The sequence below is a fragment of the Parasphingopyxis sp. genome (genome assembly GCF_052168295.1).
Classification (GTDB): Bacteria; Pseudomonadota; Alphaproteobacteria; order Sphingomonadales; family Sphingomonadaceae; genus Parasphingopyxis.
Map to the genome: position 1 here is coordinate 43,311 of NZ_JBQLZN010000015.1, position 21,375 is coordinate 64,685.

Here is a 21,375-nt window from a genome sequence, read left to right on the forward strand (position 1 = left end):
CGGCGCGCAGCAGGCATATATCGGCGCGCATGGACGATAATCGCAGCAACGCACCCTGGCACGGGACGACCATTCTCGCCGTCCGGGATTCCGATAAAGTAGTGATCGCGGGCGATGGCCAGGTCTCGATGGGCCAGACCGTGATGAAGCCGAACGCGCGCAAGGTGCGCGAGCTGGGCGATGGCAAGGTTATCGGAGGGTTCGCCGGAGCGACGGCGGACGCCTTCACGCTGTTCGAACGGTTGGAAAGCAAGCTCGAACGCCATAACGGACAACTCATGCGCGCGGCGGTCGAACTCGCCAAGGACTGGCGGACCGACAAATATCTGCGCAACCTGGAAGCGATGATGGTCGTCGCCGACAAGGAGATCACGCTGATCCTGACCGGTAACGGCGATGTGCTCGAACCGGCGGATGGCGTCGCGGCGATCGGCTCCGGCGGCAATTATGCGCTTGCCGCGGCCCGCGCCCTCAAAGACTATGAAAAAGATGCGGAAAAGATCGCGCGCCGCGCGATGGCGATCGCCGCCGAAGTCTGCGTCTACACCAACGATCAGCTTACGATCGAAACAATCGACTCTGACAGCTAGTTCTTTATGCAAGCGGGCGTGACCGGCAGTCCATCACGCCTTTTGCTTTCCCGGCGCGCCTTTGTGGCGGGATCGGCGGCAATGACGGTAACCGGCTGCGCAACAACCACCCCCCGCCCTCCTTCACTATCCAGTGTCGCCTGCCTGCCGCGCGTCAATGTTTCGCCCAACCGTGTAATCCGGACGGTCGCAGGGCTGCGGCCTTACAGACCCTCAGGCTATCGGGTCGAAGCCCAGCTGTTCGACGGCAAGACGGTCGTCCATAATTACGGCCATGGCGGCGGCGGCATATCCTTATGCTGGGGATCGTCGCGCGAGGCGATTGCGCTCGGCCTGCCCGGGCATGCCGGTCCGGTGGCCGTGATCGGTGCGGGCGCTTTAGGGCTCACGACCGCCCGACTTTTGCAGGAGGCAGGCTTTGTCGTTCACATTTACGCCAAAGCGCTCCCACCCAACACGGTTTCGAATATCGCCGGCGGCCAGATCATGCCGGCAAGCCATTACGATCGCGGCAGCGTAACGCAGGACTGGCTCTCAAGGCAGAGACTGGCTGCGGACTTCACCCGCCGCCGCATGCAGATCATGATCGGCGACGATTACGGAATCCGCTGGCTGCCGACCTATGACGAGGGCCGTTTGCGCTCCGAAGCCCATAATCCGGTCTTTCCGGACCGGCAGGCGCTATCCTACGCGGCGCACCCCTTCCCAGCGGAGAACATGCTCCGTTACCGGACCATGTATGTCGAAACCGGCCGTTTCCTCTCGTCGCTGATGCGCGACATCAGAATTGCCGGCGGGTCGATCGCCGTCCGCGACTTCGCAGAACCGTCCGAGATCTCCGCGCTGCCCGAACGGCTCGTATTCAACTGTACCGGGCTCGGCGCCCGCGCATTGTTCGGCGACGAGGAGCTCGAACCGGTACGTGGTCAGCTCGCCATCCTGATCCCGCAACCCGAGATCGACTATGCCTATACCCTGCGCCAGGGATACATGTTCCCGCGCCCGGACGGCATCGTCCTGGGCGGTACGTTCGAACATGGCGAATGGACGGCCGAACCCCAACCGGAGGACATTGCGCGCATTGTCGACCGGCACCGCGCCTTGGCGGAGAGCTGGCGCTGCGCGGCGGAGGCTTGACGCTCCCCATCCAGCACCCATGTTTGCCCTGAACTTTTTCTCTTTTCCTGACGAGACTCCATGAACGACGCCCTTACTCCCAAAGCCATCGTGGCTGCGCTCGACGAGCATATTATCGGGCAGACCGATGCGAAGCGTGCGGTCGCCGTGGCATTGCGCAACCGCTGGCGGCGGCAGCGCCTGCCCGAAGAATTGCGCAACGAAGTGACGCCGAAGAATATCCTGATGATCGGGCCGACCGGCTGCGGTAAGACCGAGATCAGCCGGCGCCTCGCCAAGCTCGCCGATGCGCCCTTCGTCAAGATCGAAGCGACGAAGTTTACCGAGGTCGGCTATGTCGGCCGAGATGTCGAGCAGATTGCCCGCGATCTCGTCGAGGATGCGGTGCGGCTCGAAAAGGACCGCCGCCGCGAAGCCGTGCGCGAAGATGCCTCCAAGGCAGCGATGGAGCGGCTGCTCGACGCTTTGACCGGCAAGGGCGCTAGCGATGCGACCCGGGAAAGCTTCCGCCAGCGTATCATCGACAATCACATGAACGACACCGAAGTCGAGATCGAGGTCGAGGACACGCCGAACATGCCGATGGAAATCCCGGGGATGAGCGGCCAGGTCGGCATGATCAATCTCTCCGACATGATGGGCAAAGCGTTCGGCCAGCAGCCACGCAAGAAACGCAAGATGCGGGTTGCGGACGCCTGGGACAAACTCGTCGAGGAAGAATCCGAGAAACGCCTCGATCAGGACGATGTCGCCCGCGTCGCGCTCGCCAACGCCGAGGCGAACGGAATCGTGTTTCTCGACGAGATCGACAAGATCGCCGTCAGCGACGTGCGCGGGGGCTCCGTGAGCCGCGAAGGAGTCCAGCGCGATCTCCTGCCGCTGATCGAGGGCACGACGGTCGCGACCAAGTACGGCCCGATGAAGACCGACCATATCCTTTTCATCGCCTCCGGCGCCTTCCACGTCGCCAAGCCCAGCGACATGCTGCCCGAACTGCAGGGCCGCCTGCCGATTCGTGTCGAGCTGCGCGCGCTGACCGAAGAAGATTTCGTGCGCATCCTGACCGAAACGAAGGCGAATCTGCCCGAACAGTATCGCGCCCTGATCGGCACCGAGGGCGTCGAGATCGAATTCACCGAGGACGCGATCGCCGCGCTGGCGAAGATCGCCGCCGAGGTGAACCAGTCGGTCGAGAATATCGGCGCGCGGCGGCTGCAGACCGTGATGGAGAAGCTGGTCGAAGATGTCAGCTTCGCCGCCGGCTCGGAGGAGCGCGAAGATGGCGACACGTTGGTTATCGACGCGGCCTATGTCGAAAAACAGCTCGCCGAAGTCGCGCGCGACACCGACTTGAGCAAATATGTGCTTTAGCCGGATCGCCTGAGCACAGGACAGCGGATCGGCATCGTCCGCTGGCGTGACGGAACCTTCCGCTGGGCCGAAGCGCTGGTAGCGAAAGGAGAAACCATGCCGCTCGGTCTGTTCAAAAACGATCTGCCGCTATCCATCGCCGCCTATGCGGGTTTCCGGAACGAAAGCCGGCTATCGGCCCGCGCCCGCGTGCTCCGGCGCGACAAGCCGCTCTGGGACGGCGAGGGCGCATCGGAAAAGCTGATCGGTTTATTGCGCCTTTACTCGTCGCACGAGGTGCCGGGCGTGACCGTGAAGCTCGATGGGCTCGGCGTATCGGCAGAGGCGAAAACCGACGCCGAGGGCTTTGTCGATTTCGATCTGCAGATCGAGGAAACGCCGCTGCCCCTCCATTCCGAATGGCACGAGATAACGCTCTCGCTCCCCGAATTCGACATGGCCGATGACGAGCAGGCCCCGATCCTCAGCCCGGGGACCGACGGCCGGCTCGGCGTTATTTCCGATATCGACGATACGGTGATCGAATCCGGCGCGCATGAATTTTTCAGCAATTGGCGCCGGTTCCTGTTCGAGATGCCCGGCGACCGCTTGGCGGTGCCGGGGGCGGCAGACCTGTTCGGCCAGCTCGGCAATCCGGCAGGGCCCAGCCCCGATGCCGATCCGCGTCGCGCCTTTTTTTACGTCTCGTCGAGCCCCTGGAATCTCTACGGCTTCCTCACCGAGTTCAAACGGCTCAACGATATCCCGCGCGGACCGATGCTGCTGCGCGACTGGGGGTTCAACAAGGAAACGCTCGGGAAATCGAGCCATGGCGCGCACAAGACCGACGCGATCAGCCGCATCCTCGATTTCTATCCCGATTTGCGCTTCGTCCTGATCGGCGACGACACCCAGGGCGATGCCGAAGCCTTTTGGCACGTGGCGCGCGACCATCCTGGCCGGGTCGCCGCAACCTTTATCCGCATGGCAACCGGGGAAGTGATCGCAGCGGAAAAGCAGGCGGCGCTCGACAGTCTTCGGGCGGCGGGCGTACCCGTCTGGACGGGCCCGGCTTTCGATGCCGGGCATGACATGCTGTCCGAACTGGGCTTCGATCCGGCCGGCGAAACGGCGCGGGTCGTGGATGCCGCGGAATCGCGGGGCTGATCCGCCCCGAGCCGATCAGCAGCCGGTTATCGCCGTACTGAACAGGTACCGGTTGCCGGGGCCGTAATATACATATTCGATTTCGCCGCCCATATCGATGAGCTGACGCGTTTCGGTACGCGTGCAGATTGTCTGCTGGTTCTGGCTCGACGCATATTGCTGGAACGAGGACACCTGGGCGGCGTTCAGATTCTCCGAAATCTCATAGCGGTAGAGGATGCGATTGCCCTGCGCCCGGGCCGAGGTCATCGTCGTGAATTCGTCGATAACGATCGGGCCGCCGGCATTCACCTGGCGCACGGCCTCCTCTAGCTGCGCTTCGAGAACGGGATTGGAACCGCTGCGAGACGGTGTGGATGCGGCCGGCTCATCTTTTTCGTCGTCGGACGCTGAACCGTCGCTGCCCGCCGATCCGCTTTCCCCGGCCGCCTGCGAAGAGGCCGGCGCATCGGACGCATCCTCGTCACTATCGAGCAATCGCGGAATGAGCAGCACCGCGAGAAAAGCCGTGACCGCCGCGCCGATGATGATGATGATATTCTTGTTCATGGTGCCCCACCCCTTCGTCGCTATATTTCACGCCGGACGGCTAGCAGGCAAGAGGCCGGGCTGACGAATATGCCTCGAATGCCATATATCGTTCAAAACTGTGATCTAGATCGTAACCTTTCGCGTGAGAATCGCGAACAGGAAACGGACAGTTTTTTCAGGAGCCCACACCATGCGTGCGACAACCATCTTTTTTCTCTCCGCTGCCGCGACACTCGGCATTGCGGCCTGTACGCAAGACACGGCCAGCGAAAACGATCCTGCAGAGCAGGTCGAAACGGCCGCCAGCGCGCCGATGGAAAATGGCGGCCCTGCCGTCGGCGAATCCATTCCGGCCGATTTCGTAACCCGCGACGCGACCGGCGCGGAACGGCGCCTCGCCGATCTGGTCGGCGAAAACGGCGTAGTGCTCGCGTTCAACCGATCGGCCGACTGGTGCACCGTATGCCAGGCGCAGATGGTCGAATTCCGCGACCTGCAGCCGCAGCTCGAACAGCGCGGCTACAATTTTGCGACGCTAAGCTACGACGCGCCCGAAATCCTAGCCGAATTCTCCGAGCGCGAAGATATCGGTTACACGATGCTCTCAGACGAGGGTTCGGCGATGATCGACGCGTTCGACCTGCGCGATCCGCAATATCGCGAGGGCAGCTTCGCCCATGGCGTGCCGCGGCCGGCGATCATCGTGATCGGCACGGACGGCGTGGTGCAGGCGACGATGGTCGAAACCGATTATCGCGAACGGCCCGCACTCAGCGACATCGTGGCCGCCGTCGACGCGCTCTAATCCTCGCCGCCGGGTTTGCGGAACCGGTAGACGACCCGGTCGGTCTGCCCGCGGATCTCCGGATCGAAGACGAGCAACTGATGATCGTCCGCTGGGTTACGGAAGAAATCCGCTTCTTCCTCGAGCACAAAACCGGCTTCGGTCATCATCGACCGGATGACCGCCGGATCGATCCGGTGCGCGCGCGCCGTTTCCGTGGCGGGATCGGATCCGGCGAGACCGACATGATCGACGATGCCGACGATGCCGCCCGGCTTCATGCCCGCATATAATTCGGCCAGGAAAGCATCGGGATCCTCCGACAGCATCGGCGCGTCCTCGCCCGACACGAACCAGAAATCGTGGAAGACCAGATTGAACAGCGCGAAATCGATGCTCTCCGGTTCGAAGGAGATTTCGTCGACTTCATATTCGTAGGACGTGCTGTTCGGAATACGCGTGCCATAGCCGCGCGCGTCGATGCCGTTGCGCCCATCGAATTGCGCGATGAGCCGCGGCGAGTTCTGCGCCATGACGAAGCCGTCAGGCCCGACAGCGCGCGCCATCAGTTCCGAGTAATAGCCGCCGGCTGCGATGAAATCGAACACGCGGTCGCCGGTTTCGAGGCCGAGAAAGCCGAGCACGCGAACGGGCTGGCGTGCTTCGTCCTGCTCGCGATCGGCATCGGTTCGGTCCGTGTGCGCGAGCGCCGCCTCTATGTCGGCGGGCGCCGCCTGTGCGATGCCCGGCATCGCCAGACACGCGGCCGCCGCGATCAATGTAAAGAATTTCCCCATGATTCTGTCCTTTCCTGACATCATTGGTCAGGACCAGAACAGTCCACGCGGCGCGGCAATCCGTTTTCGACCTAGAGCGGACGCGGATCGTCGAACGCACCGATGGCGCCCGACAATCCGCATTCGCTCGGGTTTTCAGGCTCTAGCGGCCGCCCTGGCGTTTTACCGCGCCGCGATGCGCGCCCACGCCATTGGCGTTGCGATTGCGGCGACGGCGGCGCTTCTGCCCCTGCCCGTCGTTGCGCTCGCCGCGGCGGCGATTGTTCGATTTGGGCTTGCCGTTGCGCGGCCCCTTGCCATGGCTACGCGGCGCGGCCTTGGGCAGTTCCGCGGCCTTGGCGATAAAATCTTCCGGCAAGGCCCGCTTTTCGAGACGAACGCCGGTTAGCCGTTCGATGGCCTTGAGATAACCGCGCTCGTCCTCGTCATTGACGAAGGAGATGGCGATTCCGCTCGCGCCGGCCCGGGCCGTGCGGCCGATCCGGTGCACATATTGCTCGGGCACGTTTGGCATGTCGAAATTGAAGACATGGCTGACCGCCGGGATATCGATGCCGCGCGCCGCGATATCGGTCGCGACCAGATATTTGATCTCGCCGGACCGGAACGCGGCGAGCGCGGCCTCGCGCTGCGGCTGGCTCTTGTTGCCATGGATCGCGGCAGCGCCGATCTTCGCGCCGGCAAGGAAGCGGACAATGCGGTCCGCGCCATGCTTGGTGCGCGAGAAGATGAGCGCGCGCTCGATATCCTCGTCGCGCAGCGTCATCGTGAGCAGCGCCTGCTTTTCCTTCTGCCCGACGAACGTCACATATTGTTCGACGCGCTCGGCCGTCGTCGCCTGCGGCGCGACCGACACCTTGACCGGCTGGTACAGGAATTTGTCGGCGAGAGCGGCGATGTTCTTCGGCATGGTCGCCGAAAAGAACAGACTCTGGCGGCGCTGCGGCAGGAGCCGCTCGATGCGCTTCAAATCGTGGATGAAGCCGAGATCCAGCATCTGGTCCGCTTCGTCGAGCACGAAGATTTCGACTTCACTCAGTGTCAGCGCACGCTGATCGATCAGGTCGAGCAGCCGGCCCGGCGTTGCCACCAGCACGTCCACACCGTTTTCGAGTTTGCGCTTCTGCTTGTTGATCGGCACGCCGCCAAAGACGGTCTCGATCCGCATCCGCAGATATTTGGCATAGCCGCGCATGTTGTCGGCAATCTGGCTCGCCAGCTCGCGGGTCGGCGAGAGGATCAGCATGCGGCACGCCTTGGGCATGCGCGCCACTTCCTCCTCCGCCAGATAATCGAGCGAGGGCAGCGCGAAGGCGGCCGTCTTGCCGGTGCCGGTCTGCGCGATGCCGCACAGATCGCGGCCGTCGAGCAGCGGCGGAATTGCCTGCACCTGAATCGGCGTCGGCGTCGTATAGTCTTTTGCGGCAAGCGCGCGTTGAATGGGTTCGGCCAGGCCGAGATCGGAAAATTTTGTCAATGGATATACTCATATTGAGCGGATGCGGGCGCGCGCCATCGTTCGGGTGCGCAACCGCATGTCCGCGGGTTGCGAAACGACCCGCGTGATAAGGGAAGCCTCAGGAAATTCGTGCGCTGGTTACCGGCCGGTTCCGCTTAGTGGCGGACGATCACGCTGCCGATTGTTGGGAGAAGCGGGATATCCGCTTCATGCTGCGCTGCAGCGCATATGGGTTATGTTGCGCGAATACGCAAGCAAATTGCGCTAAAGGCTAAAAAGCGACCCCGATCGACTCCGCAACGAACCGCATGAGCGGCGCGGCCTTGCGGAACTGCGCGTCCACTTCATCCTCGAGCTTTTTCGACCGGGCGAGCGTTTCCTTGCCCTCATGCATGGCGAAGAAGCTCTTGCGCTTCAGGTCCTCGATCAGCGGATGCTCGGGATCGAAGCCCTTGGGCCCTCGCTTCAGCTGATCGCCCCGGACGTCGATCCCCGCAACCGCCTCTTGCCATTCTTTCGGCTTGTCGACGATCCGTTGCCGGATGGCGCGCAACGGTTCGGACGGCGGTTGCCAGATGCCGCCACCGAAGAAACATTTGCCCGGTTCGAAATGCACGTAGAAGCCCGGCGCATGCGCATCCTTGCCAGCCGCATGACGGAACTGGCAGCCGACATGCGTCTTGTAGGGCGTCTTGTCCTTCGAGAAACGCGTGTCGCGATAGATGCGGAACATCGATCCGCCATTGGGCCGGGGGTCGACGACGATATGCTCGCTGATCGCATGAACGCGCGGCGCCATCCGTTCGATAAAGGCGGAGACCGGCGCGACGACCTCCGCCTTGTAGCGATCCTTGTTCGCGTTGAACCAGTCGCGGTTGTTATTGTCGGCCAGTTCCCGGAGAAAATCGAACAGGCTCTTGGGGATCATGACCGACGCTCGCGCCTAGTCGATGCCGCCGCGGCGTGCATCGATGCTGAGCATGCCCGCGCCATGCGCGTAGAGCATCAGGAATCCGCCCGCGACCGAGAAATTCTTGAGCATCGCGCCGATATCGATCCCGCCACCCTCGGCCGGGTGATAGAATACGCCGGTCGCCACGCAGAAGAGCGCGAGTGCGATTGCCGCATAGCGCGTGTAGAACCCTAGAATGACCATGAGCCCGGCGACGATTTCGAAGATCGCGGTGGGCCAGGCCATGAAGGCCGGGACGGGGCCAGTTTCGAGAAATCCGGCAAGTCCTTCGATGCCCTGCGTTTTGTTGAAACCGGCCATGACGAACAGCGCGCCCAGCAGAATCCGACCCAGCAATACGACCATTGCAATTCTCCTCTCATAAACCCGCGTTCAACCTGTTCGGGAACCCGTTCACTGTCAAATGGAAAACCGGCAACCTCTTGATCCCCAAGCGCCGAAACGCCATGTCCGAACCATGCTGATAGAAACCGAAGCGACGCCCAATCCGGCGACTCTCAAATTCCTGCCCGGTCAGCAGGTTATGGCGACCGGCACGCGCGATTTCGCGGCGCCCGAAGAGGCGAGCGCCTCGCCGCTGGCTGAAGCGCTGTTCAATCTCGGCGACGTAACCGGCGTGTTCTACGGATATGATTTCGTTTCGGTGACGGCGGCGCAGGGCGTCGACTGGGCCACACTCAAACCCGATGTGCTGGGCGTCATGCTCGACCACTTCGCGAGCGGCGCGCCCTTGTTCAAGGAAGGCAGCGCGGCCGACATCTCGGTGCCGGCGGAAAGCTTCGAGGACGATCCCGAGGACGCCGAGATCGTCGCGCAGATCCGTCAGCTGATCGAAACGCGCGTGCGTCCGGCCGTCGCCCAGGACGGCGGCGATATCGTCTATCGCGGCTTCCAGCAGGGCAAGGTATTCCTGCAGATGCAGGGCGCCTGTTCGGGTTGCCCGTCCTCCACCGCGACGCTGAAACAGGGCATCGAACAGCTGCTCAAACACTATGTGCCGGAAGTGACCGAAGTCCGCGCGATCTGATCCGAACCGTTTCCAAGAGGGGATATTGATGGGAAAGCCGCTGTCTGACGACGCGCTCGACACGATTTTTCGCACCGCGCGCACCTATAACGGCTATCATGACAAGCCGGTCACCGAAGACCATATCCACCGGATATACGAGCTGCTGAAGATGGGGCCGACATCGGCGAACCAGCAACCGGCACGCTTCGTCTGGTGCATGAGCCAAGACGCGAAAGACAGGCTCGCCGACTGCGCATCGGAGGGCAACAAGGACAAGATCCGCGCGGCGCCCGCCGCCGTCGTGATCGGCATGGATCCGGATTTCCACGAAGAACTGCCCTGGCTTTTTCCGCATACCGACGCGAAAAGCTGGTTCGAAGGCGATCCGGAAGGCCGCAAGGATCACGCGTTCCGCAACAGCTCCTTGCAAGGCGCTTATTTCATCATTGCGGCGCGCGCCATCGGCCTCGATACCGGCCCGATGTCGGGCTTCGATCATGACAAGGTCAATTCGGCCTTTTTCGACGGCACCAAGCACAAGGCGAATTTCATCTCGACGCTCGGCTATGGCGATCCGGAAACGATTTTCGATCGCAGCCCGCGGCCCGAATTCGATACGTTCAACACAATCGTCTGATCCGCGCGGACCGGCATGTTCCTCGCAATCGATACCGCCTCCGACACCTGTTCGGTGGCGCTGATAGATGGCGACACGATCGTGGCCGAACGGCACGAAATCGTCGGCCGCGGCCATGCCGAGAAACTGGTCCCGATGATCGCCGAACTGCCTGATAGTGGCCGCGCGGATGCCATACTCGTCGATTGCGGGCCGGGCAGCTTCACCGGGCTGCGCGTCGGCCTCGCCACCGCCCGCGCGCTCGGCCTTGGCTGGTCCGTCGACGTGTATGGCTATTCCGCGCTCGCCTTGATGGCCGCGATGGCCTTTTCCGATGGCGGCGCAGCCGATAGACTGGCGGTAACGATTCTCGGAGGTCATGGCGAAATGTTCGTGCAGCGCTTCAGCAAGGAACCCTTTGCCGAAATAGCGCCGCTCGCATCGCTGCAACCCGAGGCCGCGATTGCGGCGATCGAAGAACCGCTGCTGGTGGGCAATGCGGCACAGGAACTCGTTGCGCTTGCGGGCACCGGAGAGGCGATGAGCCTGTTCCCGCGCGCGGCCGATGTACGCCTGCTCCCCGAAGCATTCCGCGCTTTGCCGCCGAAACCGATTTATGGCCGGGCGCCCGACGCCCGTCCCTCGCAATGACGGTGATCGCCTCCCGCGAGCTGCCCACCGGCAGCGCGGCCGCCCGCGATCTGGACGATGTCATGGCGATAATGGAAGAGGCATTCGACCCGCGGTTCGGCGAAGGCTGGTCCCGGGCGCAATGCCGGGGCATGCTCGGCGACGCCAATAGCTGGATCATCGTCGATCGCCAGGGGGACCGTCCCGCCGGCTTTGCGCTCTCGCGGATGATCGTCGACGAGGCGGAACTCCTGCTGATCGCCGTGCAGCCCGAATATCGGGGGCGCGGGATCGGGCGGAACATGCTGATGGAAGTAGCGCGGACCGCAGCGGCCCGCGGCGCCACCCGGCTGCACCTTGAAGTACGCGACGGAAATGCCGCCTCCGATCTGTATTCGGCAGTCGGTTTCGAGAAAATCGGAAGACGAAAAGACTATTATAGCGGCCGGAATGGCGAGCGCTTCGATGCAATTACCTTGGCGCTTCAACTAGATCCGCAGACAGCATAGTCAATTCGTCCCAAAACGGTTGATTTATCCGTTTCGGACCTACATCAATCGAGAGCCAGCGCCGCGCGGAAGCGCACAGTATAGATTTTGAAATGGAAGATGTTCGATGACAGATACAGTCGATATGACCGAAACGCTTATCACCCTGACCGCGGACATCGTGTCCGCGCATGTCAGCAACAACAGCGTGGCTGTTTCGGACCTCCCGCTGCTTATCCAGAATGTCCATAATGCGCTCAGCGAGCTGGAAGAGGCCAATGCACCGGAAGAAAAGCCCGAGCCTGCCGTTTCCATCCGCTCCTCGATCAAGCCCGACTATATCGTCTGCCTGGAAGACGGGAAGAAGCTGAAGATGCTCAAGCGTCACCTGATGACGCATTATGGCATGACTCCGGACGAGTATCGCCAGAAATGGGGCCTGCCGGCCGACTATCCGATGGTATCGCCCAACTATGCCGAGCAGCGGCGGAAGCTGGCCAAGAAGATCGGCCTCGGCCGCAAGCCAGGAGCGCGGCGCAAGTCCAAATAGCCGCCGTGCGGGCAACCTCGCAGCCGTTCCTACCCTTTTCAGTCTCGGGGTTATCCTCTAAACTCACTTTATGAGCCGCAAGATAGACATCGAAGCCCTGTGCGCCGAAAAAGGGTTGCGCATTACCGAGCAGCGCCGGGTTATCGCGCGCGTCCTTTCGGAAGCGGATGACCACCCCGATGTCGAAGCGCTTCACGAGCGGGCCTCGGAGGTCGATAGCGGCATTTCGATCGCGACGGTCTATCGCACCGTTCGGCTGTTCGAAGAGGCCGGTATTCTCGAGCGCCACGATTTCGGCGACGGCCGGGCCCGATACGAAGCGGCGGCCGACGATCACCACGATCATCTGATCGATGTCGAAACCGGCAAGGTCATCGAATTCGTCGATGAGCAGCTCGAGGAGCTGCAGCGGCGCATCGCGGAAAAACTCGGCTATAAGCTCGTCGATCACCGGATGGAGCTGTATGGCGTTTCGCACAATCGCGACGGCTAGGGCCGCCCGTTGATCCGTTTCGCCTTCCGCCTCGCATGGCTGGTCGGACTAATCCTCTTCTGCGTACCGCTGCACCTGCTCTGGCGGCTATTCCGGCAACGCTCGCCATGGCCGCAACGCTTTCTCGGCTGGTGCGCGCGGGCTTGCGGCATGCGCGCGACCGTTATCGGCGAACGCGCGCCGGGCACGATCCTGTTTGCGGCCAATCATCAGAGTTGGATGGATATACTGCTGATCGGCGGCGCGACCGGTGCTTCCTTCGTGTCCAAGGAAAGCGTGCGGCACTGGCCGATCGCGGGCTGGCTCGCGACGATGGTCGGCACGATCTATATCGCCAATGGTGATCGCCGGGCCGCCGGCGCACAGGCCGAACGCATCCGGCGCGCGCTGCATGACAGCTTGTCGGTCGCCTTTTTTCCGGAAGGCAAACTCAACAACGGCAAGCTCATGCCCTTTCGCCCGGCGCTGTTCGGCGCGGTCATCCCGCCGGTCGACCATATCTCCGTGCAGCCAATCGCGCTCGACTATGGCGTGCATAGCGACGATCTGATCTGGCCGAGCGGCTCGCATGCGGCGGCCAATGCACGCAAGATCTTCGCGCGGCGCGGCGTCGAGGACGTGACGATCCACCTGCTCGAGCCGATACCGATTGACGAGAATTCGCACCGCAAGGATGTTGCCGAAGAATGCGAACGGGCGATCGCGGCGGCACTTGGCGAGGCTGTACCGCAACGCGAAGCGGCATGAGCACCGAGGACCCGGAAAGCTATCCGCCCATCGGATTTTTCGGTCCCGCCAGATTTGTCCTCCGCCTGACCGCCATGTTCGCGCTCCTCGGCGTCTGTCTGACGCTGCATGGCGGCTACCGACTGGTCCGGCAGCCATCGCCCTGGCCGCCGCGTTTTCTCTACGGCATCGCCTGGATCCTCAATATCCGCATCGCGACCGAGGGTGTTCGGCTGAAGGAGGACGTATTCTACGTTGCCAATCATCTGAGCTGGATCGATATTCCCATTATCGGCGGTGTCACGCGCTCGGCTTTCGTCGCCAAGGCGGAAATCCGCAAATGGCCGATCACCGGCTGGCTCGCGACACTCAACCACACCGTGTTCGTGTCGCGCGGCGACCGGCTCGGCGTCGCCCGGCAGGTCGAGGAGCTGAAGGAAGCGATCGCCGAACATCAGCCGGTCACCATCTTTCCCGAGGGCACGACCACCGACGGCACCAGCCTGTTGCCGTTCAAACCCTCGCTGTTCGCAGTGCTCGCGCCACCGCCGCGCGGTATCCGCGTGCAGCCGATCCTGCTCGATTTCCAGGGAACAGGGCCGGAAGTCGGCTGGATCGGCACCGAGGGCGCGCTGCATTACACGTGGCGGGTAATGTGCCGCCGCGCGGTCATCCCTGTGCGCATGGTGTTTCTCTCGCCCTTCGATCCCGCCCATTGCAACGGACGCAAGGAAATCGCCGCGACCGCCCGCGAACAGATCCGTCAGGCGCTCTCCGCTTCTCTTGGCGGCCGAGCTGTCCTATAGGCGCGCGCCATGAGTCGAACCAACCGTCGAACTGACCCCAAGAGCTATTTCGTTAAGAGCTTTGGCTGCCAGATGAACGTCTATGACGGCGAACGCATGGCCGAGCTGCTCGACGCGAAGGGATTATCGCCCGCCAAGGATGCGGAAGCGGCCGATCTTGTCGTGCTCAATACCTGCCATATCCGCGAAAAGGCGGCCGAAAAGGTATATTCGGATATCGGCCGGATGCGGCGGGAGGACGGATCGACGCCGATGATCGCGGTTGCAGGCTGCGTCGCCCAAGCCGAGGGCGCGGAAATCCCGCGCCGGGCGAAAGAAGTCGATATTGTTGTCGGTCCGCAAGCCTATCACAATCTGCCTGAACTCGTGGCCAAGGCGGCGCGCGGCGAGAATGCGCTCGATACCGATATGCCAGCGGATTCGAAATTCGGCGCGTTGCCGAAGCGCGCGAAACAGACGCCGAGCGCCTTCCTTACCGTTCAGGAAGGCTGCGACAAATTTTGCACCTATTGCGTGGTGCCCTATACCCGCGGCGCGGAAATATCGCGGCCGTGGAGCGCGATTATCGATGAGGCCAGGGCGCTAGTCGATGCGGGCGCGAAGGAGATCACGCTGCTGGGCCAGAATGTAAACGCCTGGTCCGCGGAAGACGATAAGGGCCGGTTGCAAGGGTTGGGCGGGCTGATCCGGGCGCTGGACCGCATCCCCGGCCTCGCACGCATCCGCTACACGACGAGTCATCCCAACGACATGACCGACGGTCTGATCGCCGCGCACGGCGAAGTCGAGACGCTGATGCCGTATCTGCACCTGCCTGTGCAGTCCGGCTCCGACCCCATCCTCAAGGCCATGAATCGCAGCCATAGCGCCGAAAGTTATCTGGCGATCATCGAGCGCATGCGCGCCGCCCGCCCGGATATCGCGATTTCGGGCGATTTCATCGTCGGGTTCCCGGGCGAGAGCGATGCCGATTTCGAAGCGACGCTCGATATCGTACGGGCGACCAATTACGCGCAGGCCTTCTCGTTCAAATATAGCGCGCGGCCCGGCACCCCGGCCGCAGAGATGACCGATGAATTCGTCGCGCCCGAATTGGCGGACGAACGGCTGCAACGCTTGCAGGGGCTGCTCAACGAACAGCAGCTCGCCTTCAATCGCAAGACCGTCGGGAAGCGTACGCAATTGCTGCTCGAGCGCGATGGCCGCAAGCCGGGGCAGCGGATCGGCAAATCGCCATGGCTGCAATCGGTCCATCTGAAAACCGATGCGCCGATCGGCACGATGATCGATGTCGATATCGTCAGCGCGGGCCCGAAGAGCCTCGGCGGAGCGCTCGCCGAAAGGGAGGCCGCCTGATGGCCAAGAAAAGCGCCGCCAAGGCCGACAAAGGGCAGACGCGGATCGATCTGGAGTTCGAGCAGCAGCAGTTATTGGGCGGTCTGTTCGGTGAATATGATCAGAATCTTGTCGCCATCGAGAACCGACTCGGCGTCTATATCGCCGCGCGTGGCAATCAGTTGACGATCGAAGGTGATGCCGAGAACGCTGAACGCGCGCGTGATGTCCTGACCGGCCTCTACAACCGCCTCGCCAAGGGCCAGGAAATCGACGCCGGTGCGGTCGAGGCGGTGATCGCGATGTCCGCCGAGCCGACGCTCGACGGTGTGGTCCGCAAGGATGTCTCCGAACCGCCCAAGGTCATGATCCGCACGCGCAAGAAAACGATCGTTCCGCGCTCGATCACCCAGACCCGCTATATGGAGGCGCTGGCGCGCGAGGATGTGATCTTTGCGCTTGGTCCCGCCGGCACCGGCAAGACCTATCTCGCCGTCGCCCAGGCCGTGCATCAACTGATAACCGGGTCGGTCGATCGGCTGATCCTGTCGCGCCCGGCGGTCGAAGCGGGTGAGCGGCTCGGCTTCCTGCCCGGCGATATGCGCGAAAAGGTCGATCCCTATCTGCGGCCGCTTTACGACGCGCTCTACGATATGCTGCCGAGCGACCAGGTCGAACGCCGGATCGCCAGCGGCGAGATCGAAATTGCGCCCATCGCCTTCATGCGCGGCCGGACGCTGGCCGATGCCTTTGTGATCCTCGACGAAGCGCAGAACACGACGCCCGCGCAGATGAAGATGTTCCTGACCCGCTTCGGTGAGAATAGCCGGATGGTGGTGTGCGGCGATCCGAAGCAGGTCGATCTGCCTGGCGAAGGTGTGTCGGGCCTCGCCGATGCGGTATCGCGGCTCGAAGACGTGGAAGGCATCGCGACGGTCCGCTTCGGCGTCGGCGACGTCGTGCGGCACCCGGTCGTGGGGCGGATCGTCGAAGCCTATGAGGGCGCGGGATGATTGCAGTCGCGATACAATGCGGCGATGCATGGACGGACGGAACGGACTGGGACGAACTTGCACAAAAGGCCGTGACACAGGCAGCGCTCCAGACGCCGCACGGCGATCTCGTGAACGAGGCCGCAACCGTCGAGATATCGGTGAAGCTGACCGAAGATGGCGAAGTACAGGCGCTCAACGCCGCCTATCGCGGCAAGGACAAGCCGACCAATGTCTTGTCGTTCCCGATGGTCCAGACCGACATGCTCGCCGGCCTCGCCAATAGCGACGATGGCGAGATATTGCTCGGCGATATCGTGCTGGCGCGCGGCGTATGCGCTGCCGAGGCCGAGGCCAAGGATGTTGCGCTCGCCCATCACGCGACCCATCTTATTGTCCATGGGATGCTGCATTTGCTAGGCTATGACCATGAAACGGGCGAAGCCGAAGCCGAAGCGATGGAAGCCATGGAGCGATCCGCGCTGGCGGCGCTCGGCATTGCCGATCCATACGAACCTATTGTGAACCTGCACGAGGTATAGCACACCAACTCCATGCCAGAGGAATCGAGTAGCACCGCCCCCGCCGAAAATGGCGGCGGGCGATTATGGAAAGGGCTTCGCGGCCTGCTTTTCGGCGAGAATGGCGAAGCGACGCTGCGCGACGAGCTGGAAGCGGCGATCGACGAGCATGAGGCCGAACCTGAAGACAAAAGCGATCTTTCGATCGTCGAACGGCAAATGCTCAAACGATTGCTGCATTTCGGCGAGACCACCGCCGACGATGTCTGCGTCCCTCGGGCCGATATCATAGCGGTCGAAGAGCAGGAGAGCTTCGACGCCGTCGTAAAAGTGTTTTCCGAGGCCGGACACAGCCGGCTGCCCGTCTACCGGAACAGCCTCGATGAAGTGATCGGGATGATCCACATCCGCGACATCTTCGCGGCTCTCGTATCCGACGAACCACGCCCGGACAGTATCGAGAGCTTCATCCGCGAACCGCGTTACGTGCCCGAGTCGATGGGCGTGCTCGACCTGCTCGCCGAGATGCAGGTTACGCGGACGCATATGGCGATCGTGCTCGACGAATATTCGGGCACCGAAGGCATCGTCACGATCGAGGATATCGTCGAGGAAATCGTCGGCGAAATCGAGGACGAGCATGATGAGGAGGCGAGCGAGCTTCTGACCGAGACGCCACAAGGCCATTGGGAAGCTGAAGCCCGCGCAGAGCTCGACGATGTCGCCGAGATCATCGACGAGCGGCTCGGGGAGATCGACGAAGATGTCGATACGCTGGGCGGGCTGGCTTTCGTACTCGCAGGCCGCGTGCCGGTCGAGGGCGACCGGCTCGAACATCCAAGCGGCTGGCAGATCGAGGTGACGGACGGTGACAGCAAGCGCGTAACGCGCTTGAAACTCTACCCGCCCGCCGACGATGAGAAGGATAAAGACGATACATGACGCGCAGAAGACTGATCCTGATTCCCTTCGCCCTGATCGTATTGGGCATCGTCGTCTGGCTCATGATCCGTCCGCATCCGGCGCGTCTCAGCGTCGAGGCGGTCAGCGGACCGACGCCCGAACTCGTCGATCCCCGCGCCGAAACCTTCCCGACGATCAATGTCGCGGAGGCCACCGGCTGGGAGGATGGCGAGATGCCGACGCCCGCCGAGGGGCTCGAGGTCAATCTGTTCGCGGACGATCTCGATCATCCGCGCTGGATGCTGACGCTGGAAAATGGCGATGTGCTCGTCGCCGAAACGCGGGCGCCGCCGCGCGAATATAGCGGCATCAGCGGCTGGTTCGAACGCCGCCTGATGACGCGCGCCGGCGCGCTCGGCCCGTCGGCCAACCGCATCACGCTGCTCCGCGACGTCGATGGCGACGGCACGGCCGATCAGCGCACCGCCCTGCTCGATGAATCGAACGGCATGAACTCGCCCTTCGGCATGGCCGTCGCCGGCGACTATCTCTACATCGCCAACACCGATGCGCTGATCCGCTTTCCGTTCGAGCCCGGCCAAACGGAGATCGAAGGCGAAGGCGAGCTGATCGTCGAACTGCCGGCTAACGCGCCCAACAGCCACTGGACGAAGAATGTCGTCGCCAGCCCGGACGACCCCAACCTGCTCTATGTAGCGGTCGGCTCCAACAGCAATATCGGCGAGCGCGGTATGGCAGCCGAGGAAAACCGCGCGGCCGTCCTCGAAGTGAATGTCGAGGACCGCGATTTTCGCGTCTTCGCGGCGGGCCTGCGCAACCCGGTCGGTCTCGACTGGGAGCCGACCCGCAACCGGCTCTACACCGTCGTCAACGAGCGGGACATGCTGGGCGGCGATCTCGTGCCAGACTATCTGAGCGAGGTCGTGTTCGGTTCGCATTATGGCTGGCCCGGCATCTACTGGGGCCGCTATCTCGACGAACGCGTCGAACCGCTGACGCCGCGCATGGCGCAATATGCACGCGTACCCGATTATGCGCTCGGGCCGCATACCGCCTCGCTCGGCCTCGAATTCGCGGACCGGGCGCGGCTCGGTTCGCGCTTCAGCAACGGCGCCTTTATCGGCCAGCACGGGTCGTGGAACCGGCGGCCGCGCTCGGGTTACAAGGTCGTGTTCGTGCACTTCGAAGAGGGCCGTCCTGTCGGCGAGATGATCGACGTGCTGACCGGTTTTCTCGACGGCGACGAAGCGCGTGGCCGCCCCGTCGGCGTGATGACCGACGCGACGGGCGCGCTGCTCGTCGCAGACGATGTCGGCAATCGTATCTGGCGCGTCAGCAATCCCGATGCACCGCCCCGCGAGCCCGAACCGGAAACGGACGAAACGGAAAGCTAGTCTTTCGCGAAAAGCTGGCCGCGATCGCGGAACGCCTTGAATTCGAGCGCATTGCCGCTGGGATCGCGCACGAACATCGTCGCCTGCTCGCCCGGCTGTCCTTCGAAACGGACATAGGGTTCGATTACCCAGGAAATATCGGCCGCTTCCAAACGGTCGCGCAGCGCCGCGAAATCGTCCCAGTCCAGCACCGCGCCGAAATGCGGCACCGGCACGTCGTGGCCGTCGACGGGATTGCTCGTCGCACTTGTACTCGCGCTTTCATCGAGATGCGCGACGATCTGATGCCCGAAAAAATCGAAATCGATCCAGTGCTCATCCGACCGGCCTTCTTGGCAGCCGATGATCTCGCCATAGAAACGCCGCGCCGCCGCAAGATCGTGGACGGGAAAGGCGAGATGGAAGGGCGGAAGATCGGTCATCCGCATGCCATAGGCGAAAAGCGCGGCTCCCGAAATATCCTCAGCGATAGCGATTGAAATAGTATTGCGCCCGCGCGATAGCGCTCGCATGCGCGCATTATTCGTCGCTCTCGCCGCCGGGGCGGTATCGGCCACCGGTTTCGCCCCGCTCGGGCTCTGGCCGCTGACGCTGGCGGCGTTCGCACTGCTGATCGCGCTCACGCTGAACGTTGAGCGCATGCGATCCGCCTTTGCCATCGGCTGGGTATTCGGCCTCGGGCATTTCGGTGTCGGGCTGAACTGGATCGCCACCGCCTTCACCTATCAGGCCGCGATGCCCGCCTGGATGGGTTGGCTCGCCGTACTGATCACGACGGCGTACGTCTCGATCTTTCCCGGACTCGCCACCGCCCTCGCCTGGCGGATCGGCAAGGCGATGCCGGTGACGTTCGTCCTCCTGTTCGCGGCGACGTGGATCGTGACCGAATATCTGCGCGCCACGATCCTGTTCGGCTTCGGCTGGAATCCCCTGGCGACGATCACGGTCGGGACGATGGACAGCGAGGCACTGTTGACGCCCGCGACGCGAATGATCGGAACCTATGGGCTGTCCGGGCTGATCATCCTCCTCGCCGGCGCGATCTTCCTGATCTTCCGCGCGCGCCGCTGGTCGGCATTGGCGATGCTGGTCAGCATCCCGCTCGTGATCAGCGTCGCAGGCTGGCTGAGCCTGCCGTCGCACACGGCGGCCGCCGATGCGGACCAGCCGCAAATCCGCGTGATCCAGCCCAATATCGATCAGTCGGAAAAATGGGACCCGGCATTCGCCCAGCGCAACTTCCGCCGTCTGGTCGAAACCACCGGCGAAACGGGCGATGTGCCGCGCCTGATCTTCTGGCCCGAGGCGGCGGTGCCCGAGTTCATCGAGGACGAGCCGCTGGCGCGGTTTCGCATCGCGAGCCTGCTTGGGCCGGACGACCTGCTGCTGCTCGGCGCGACCAAGCTTATAATCGAAGAGAATGATGCCGGCCGACGCCAAGCCGTGGGCGCGCGCAACAGCCTCTATGTGATGAACGCGGATGCCGAGCTGATCGGTCGCTATGACAAGGCGAACCTCGTGCCTTATGGCGAATATCTGCCGATGCGTGGCTGGATGGAGGCGATCGGACTGTCGCGGCTCGCTCCCGGCGATCTCGATTTCTGGCCCGGGCCGGGGCCGCAGACGCTTCCGCTTCCCGGCTTCGGGAGTAGCGCCGGGCAAATCTGCTACGAAATCATCTTTTCCGGCCGGGTCGTCGACAGCGCGAATCGGCCGAGCCTGATCTTCAACCCGTCCAACGACGCCTGGTTCGGCGAATGGGGGCCGCCGCAACACCTGGCCCAGGCCCGGCTGCGCGCCATCGAAGAAGGTTTGCCGGTCATCCGCTCGACGCCGACCGGTATTTCGGCGGTTATCGACGCGCATGGCCGTGTCACCCATCGCATCCCCTATCGCGAGGCTGGGACTATCGATGCCCGTCTCCCCAACGCGCACGGGGCGACGCCTTTTGCGCGTTATGGCAATACGATCCCGCTCATTTTCACCCTGTTACTGGCCGGATTGGCGTTTGCACTCATGCGCCGCCCCGGCTAAAGGACATAAGGAATTCTTTATATGTGGACCGGACGCGCCGTAACGGCCTCGCCGGTCCTTCTTCATTGG

Annotated in this window: 25 protein-coding genes; 19 read left to right on the plus strand and 6 right to left on the minus strand. The window is 62.9% G+C overall.

The features are described 5' to 3' along the window. The first annotated feature begins 29 nt into the window (after positions 1-29). The 4 genes from hslV (at position 30) to ACTS1Z_RS02210 (ending at position 4,244) form a co-directional block, all read left to right on the plus strand. Positions 30-590, plus strand: a complete 561-nt coding sequence (gene hslV / locus ACTS1Z_RS02195) for an ATP-dependent protease subunit HslV (protein WP_442622834.1) — start codon at positions 30-32, stop codon at positions 588-590. A gap of 81 nt (positions 591-671) precedes the next feature. Beyond that, positions 672-1,727, plus strand: a complete 1,056-nt coding sequence (locus ACTS1Z_RS02200; RefSeq protein WP_442622797.1) for an FAD-dependent oxidoreductase — start codon at positions 672-674, stop codon at positions 1,725-1,727. A 60-nt stretch (positions 1,728-1,787) separates the two neighbouring features. Then, a complete protein-coding gene (hslU, locus tag ACTS1Z_RS02205; RefSeq protein WP_442622798.1) occupies positions 1,788-3,098 on the plus strand; it encodes an ATP-dependent protease ATPase subunit HslU in 1,311 nt (436 codons plus the stop codon). Positions 3,099-3,194: 96 nt separating this feature from the next. After that, on the plus strand, positions 3,195-4,244 hold the full coding sequence (locus tag ACTS1Z_RS02210) for a phosphatase domain-containing protein (RefSeq protein ID WP_442622799.1): 1,050 nt from the start codon (positions 3,195-3,197) through the stop codon (positions 4,242-4,244). 15 nt (positions 4,245-4,259) lie between these two features. On the opposite strand, the gene ACTS1Z_RS02215 is transcribed toward ACTS1Z_RS02210, so the two are convergent. Continuing rightward, a complete protein-coding gene (locus ACTS1Z_RS02215) occupies positions 4,260-4,793 on the minus strand; it encodes a hypothetical protein (protein ID WP_442622800.1) in 534 nt (177 codons plus the stop codon). 172 nt (positions 4,794-4,965) lie between these two features. Here ACTS1Z_RS02215 and ACTS1Z_RS02220 point away from each other — a divergent pair, with 172 nt between their 5' ends. Next, positions 4,966-5,580: a peroxiredoxin family protein gene (locus ACTS1Z_RS02220; RefSeq protein ID WP_442622801.1), complete on the plus strand. Its 615-nt coding sequence runs from the start codon at positions 4,966-4,968 to the stop codon at positions 5,578-5,580. Here ACTS1Z_RS02220 and ACTS1Z_RS02225 read toward each other — a convergent pair. The 4 genes from ACTS1Z_RS02225 to ACTS1Z_RS02240 all read right to left on the minus strand — a co-directional run bounded on the left by ACTS1Z_RS02225 (position 5,577) and on the right by ACTS1Z_RS02240 (position 9,133). Beyond that, complete coding sequence (locus ACTS1Z_RS02225) at positions 5,577-6,356, minus strand: class I SAM-dependent methyltransferase (RefSeq protein ID WP_442622802.1); 780 nt, start codon at positions 6,354-6,356, stop codon at positions 5,577-5,579. The genes ACTS1Z_RS02220 and ACTS1Z_RS02225 overlap by 4 nt on opposite strands. 142 nt (positions 6,357-6,498) lie before the next feature. Then, on the minus strand, positions 6,499-7,833 hold the full coding sequence (locus ACTS1Z_RS02230) for a DEAD/DEAH box helicase (RefSeq protein ID WP_442622803.1): 1,335 nt from the start codon (positions 7,831-7,833) through the stop codon (positions 6,499-6,501). A gap of 253 nt (positions 7,834-8,086) precedes the next feature. Then, a complete protein-coding gene (locus ACTS1Z_RS02235; protein WP_442622804.1) occupies positions 8,087-8,743 on the minus strand; it encodes a DUF2461 domain-containing protein in 657 nt (218 codons plus the stop codon). Positions 8,744-8,758: 15 nt separating this feature from the next. Beyond that, entirely contained in the window at positions 8,759-9,133 is a 375-nt protein-coding gene (locus ACTS1Z_RS02240; RefSeq protein WP_442622805.1) for a DoxX family protein, read from the minus strand. A gap of 112 nt (positions 9,134-9,245) precedes the next feature. Here ACTS1Z_RS02240 and ACTS1Z_RS02245 point away from each other — a divergent pair, with 112 nt between their 5' ends. The 13 genes from ACTS1Z_RS02245 to ACTS1Z_RS02305 all read left to right on the plus strand — a co-directional run bounded on the left by ACTS1Z_RS02245 (position 9,246) and on the right by ACTS1Z_RS02305 (position 19,272). Continuing rightward, positions 9,246-9,815: a NifU family protein gene (locus ACTS1Z_RS02245; protein WP_442622806.1), complete on the plus strand. Its 570-nt coding sequence runs from the start codon at positions 9,246-9,248 to the stop codon at positions 9,813-9,815. Positions 9,816-9,843: 28 nt separating this feature from the next. Further along, positions 9,844-10,434: a malonic semialdehyde reductase gene (locus ACTS1Z_RS02250; protein ID WP_442622807.1), complete on the plus strand. Its 591-nt coding sequence runs from the start codon at positions 9,844-9,846 to the stop codon at positions 10,432-10,434. 15 nt (positions 10,435-10,449) lie between these two features. Continuing rightward, positions 10,450-11,064: a tRNA (adenosine(37)-N6)-threonylcarbamoyltransferase complex dimerization subunit type 1 TsaB gene (tsaB, locus tag ACTS1Z_RS02255; protein ID WP_442622808.1), complete on the plus strand. Its 615-nt coding sequence runs from the start codon at positions 10,450-10,452 to the stop codon at positions 11,062-11,064. Beyond that, positions 11,061-11,552, plus strand: coding sequence for a ribosomal protein S18-alanine N-acetyltransferase (gene rimI / locus ACTS1Z_RS02260; protein WP_442622809.1), 492 nt, complete (start codon positions 11,061-11,063; stop codon positions 11,550-11,552). Before tsaB ends, rimI begins: the two co-directional genes overlap by 4 nt. 106 nt (positions 11,553-11,658) lie before the next feature. Then, a complete protein-coding gene (locus tag ACTS1Z_RS02265; RefSeq protein WP_442622810.1) occupies positions 11,659-12,081 on the plus strand; it encodes a MucR family transcriptional regulator in 423 nt (140 codons plus the stop codon). A 70-nt stretch (positions 12,082-12,151) separates the two neighbouring features. Next, the gene (locus ACTS1Z_RS02270; protein ID WP_442622811.1) at positions 12,152-12,574 is read left to right on the plus strand and encodes a Fur family transcriptional regulator; all 423 of its coding nucleotides are present in this window, start codon (positions 12,152-12,154) and stop codon (positions 12,572-12,574) included. 9 nt (positions 12,575-12,583) lie between these two features. Further along, on the plus strand, positions 12,584-13,321 hold the full coding sequence (locus tag ACTS1Z_RS02275) for a lysophospholipid acyltransferase family protein (RefSeq protein ID WP_442622812.1): 738 nt from the start codon (positions 12,584-12,586) through the stop codon (positions 13,319-13,321). Next, the gene (locus tag ACTS1Z_RS02280; protein WP_442622813.1) at positions 13,318-14,106 is read left to right on the plus strand and encodes a lysophospholipid acyltransferase family protein; all 789 of its coding nucleotides are present in this window, start codon (positions 13,318-13,320) and stop codon (positions 14,104-14,106) included. The genes ACTS1Z_RS02275 and ACTS1Z_RS02280 overlap by 4 nt, the downstream gene beginning before the upstream one ends. Before the next feature lie 9 nt (positions 14,107-14,115). Then, positions 14,116-15,462: a tRNA (N6-isopentenyl adenosine(37)-C2)-methylthiotransferase MiaB gene (gene miaB, locus ACTS1Z_RS02285; RefSeq protein WP_442622814.1), complete on the plus strand. Its 1,347-nt coding sequence runs from the start codon at positions 14,116-14,118 to the stop codon at positions 15,460-15,462. Beyond that, the gene (locus ACTS1Z_RS02290) at positions 15,462-16,454 is read left to right on the plus strand and encodes a PhoH family protein (RefSeq protein ID WP_442622815.1); all 993 of its coding nucleotides are present in this window, start codon (positions 15,462-15,464) and stop codon (positions 16,452-16,454) included. The genes miaB and ACTS1Z_RS02290 overlap by 1 nt, the downstream gene beginning before the upstream one ends. Continuing rightward, positions 16,451-16,975: an rRNA maturation RNase YbeY gene (gene ybeY, locus ACTS1Z_RS02295; protein ID WP_442622816.1), complete on the plus strand. Its 525-nt coding sequence runs from the start codon at positions 16,451-16,453 to the stop codon at positions 16,973-16,975. Before ACTS1Z_RS02290 ends, ybeY begins: the two co-directional genes overlap by 4 nt. A gap of 12 nt (positions 16,976-16,987) precedes the next feature. Beyond that, positions 16,988-17,896, plus strand: a complete 909-nt coding sequence (locus ACTS1Z_RS02300) for a hemolysin family protein (RefSeq protein WP_442622817.1) — start codon at positions 16,988-16,990, stop codon at positions 17,894-17,896. After that, positions 17,893-19,272, plus strand: coding sequence for a PQQ-dependent sugar dehydrogenase (locus ACTS1Z_RS02305; protein WP_442622818.1), 1,380 nt, complete (start codon positions 17,893-17,895; stop codon positions 19,270-19,272). The genes ACTS1Z_RS02300 and ACTS1Z_RS02305 overlap by 4 nt, the downstream gene beginning before the upstream one ends. Here the strand turns inward: ACTS1Z_RS02305 and ACTS1Z_RS02310 are convergent. Beyond that, on the minus strand, positions 19,269-19,694 hold the full coding sequence (locus ACTS1Z_RS02310) for a VOC family protein (protein ID WP_442622819.1): 426 nt from the start codon (positions 19,692-19,694) through the stop codon (positions 19,269-19,271). The genes ACTS1Z_RS02305 and ACTS1Z_RS02310 overlap by 4 nt on opposite strands. Positions 19,695-19,782: 88 nt before the next feature. Between ACTS1Z_RS02310 and lnt the strand changes: the two genes are divergently transcribed. Continuing rightward, a complete protein-coding gene (gene lnt / locus ACTS1Z_RS02315) occupies positions 19,783-21,306 on the plus strand; it encodes an apolipoprotein N-acyltransferase (protein ID WP_442622820.1) in 1,524 nt (507 codons plus the stop codon). Positions 21,307-21,375: the final 69 nt, after the last annotated feature.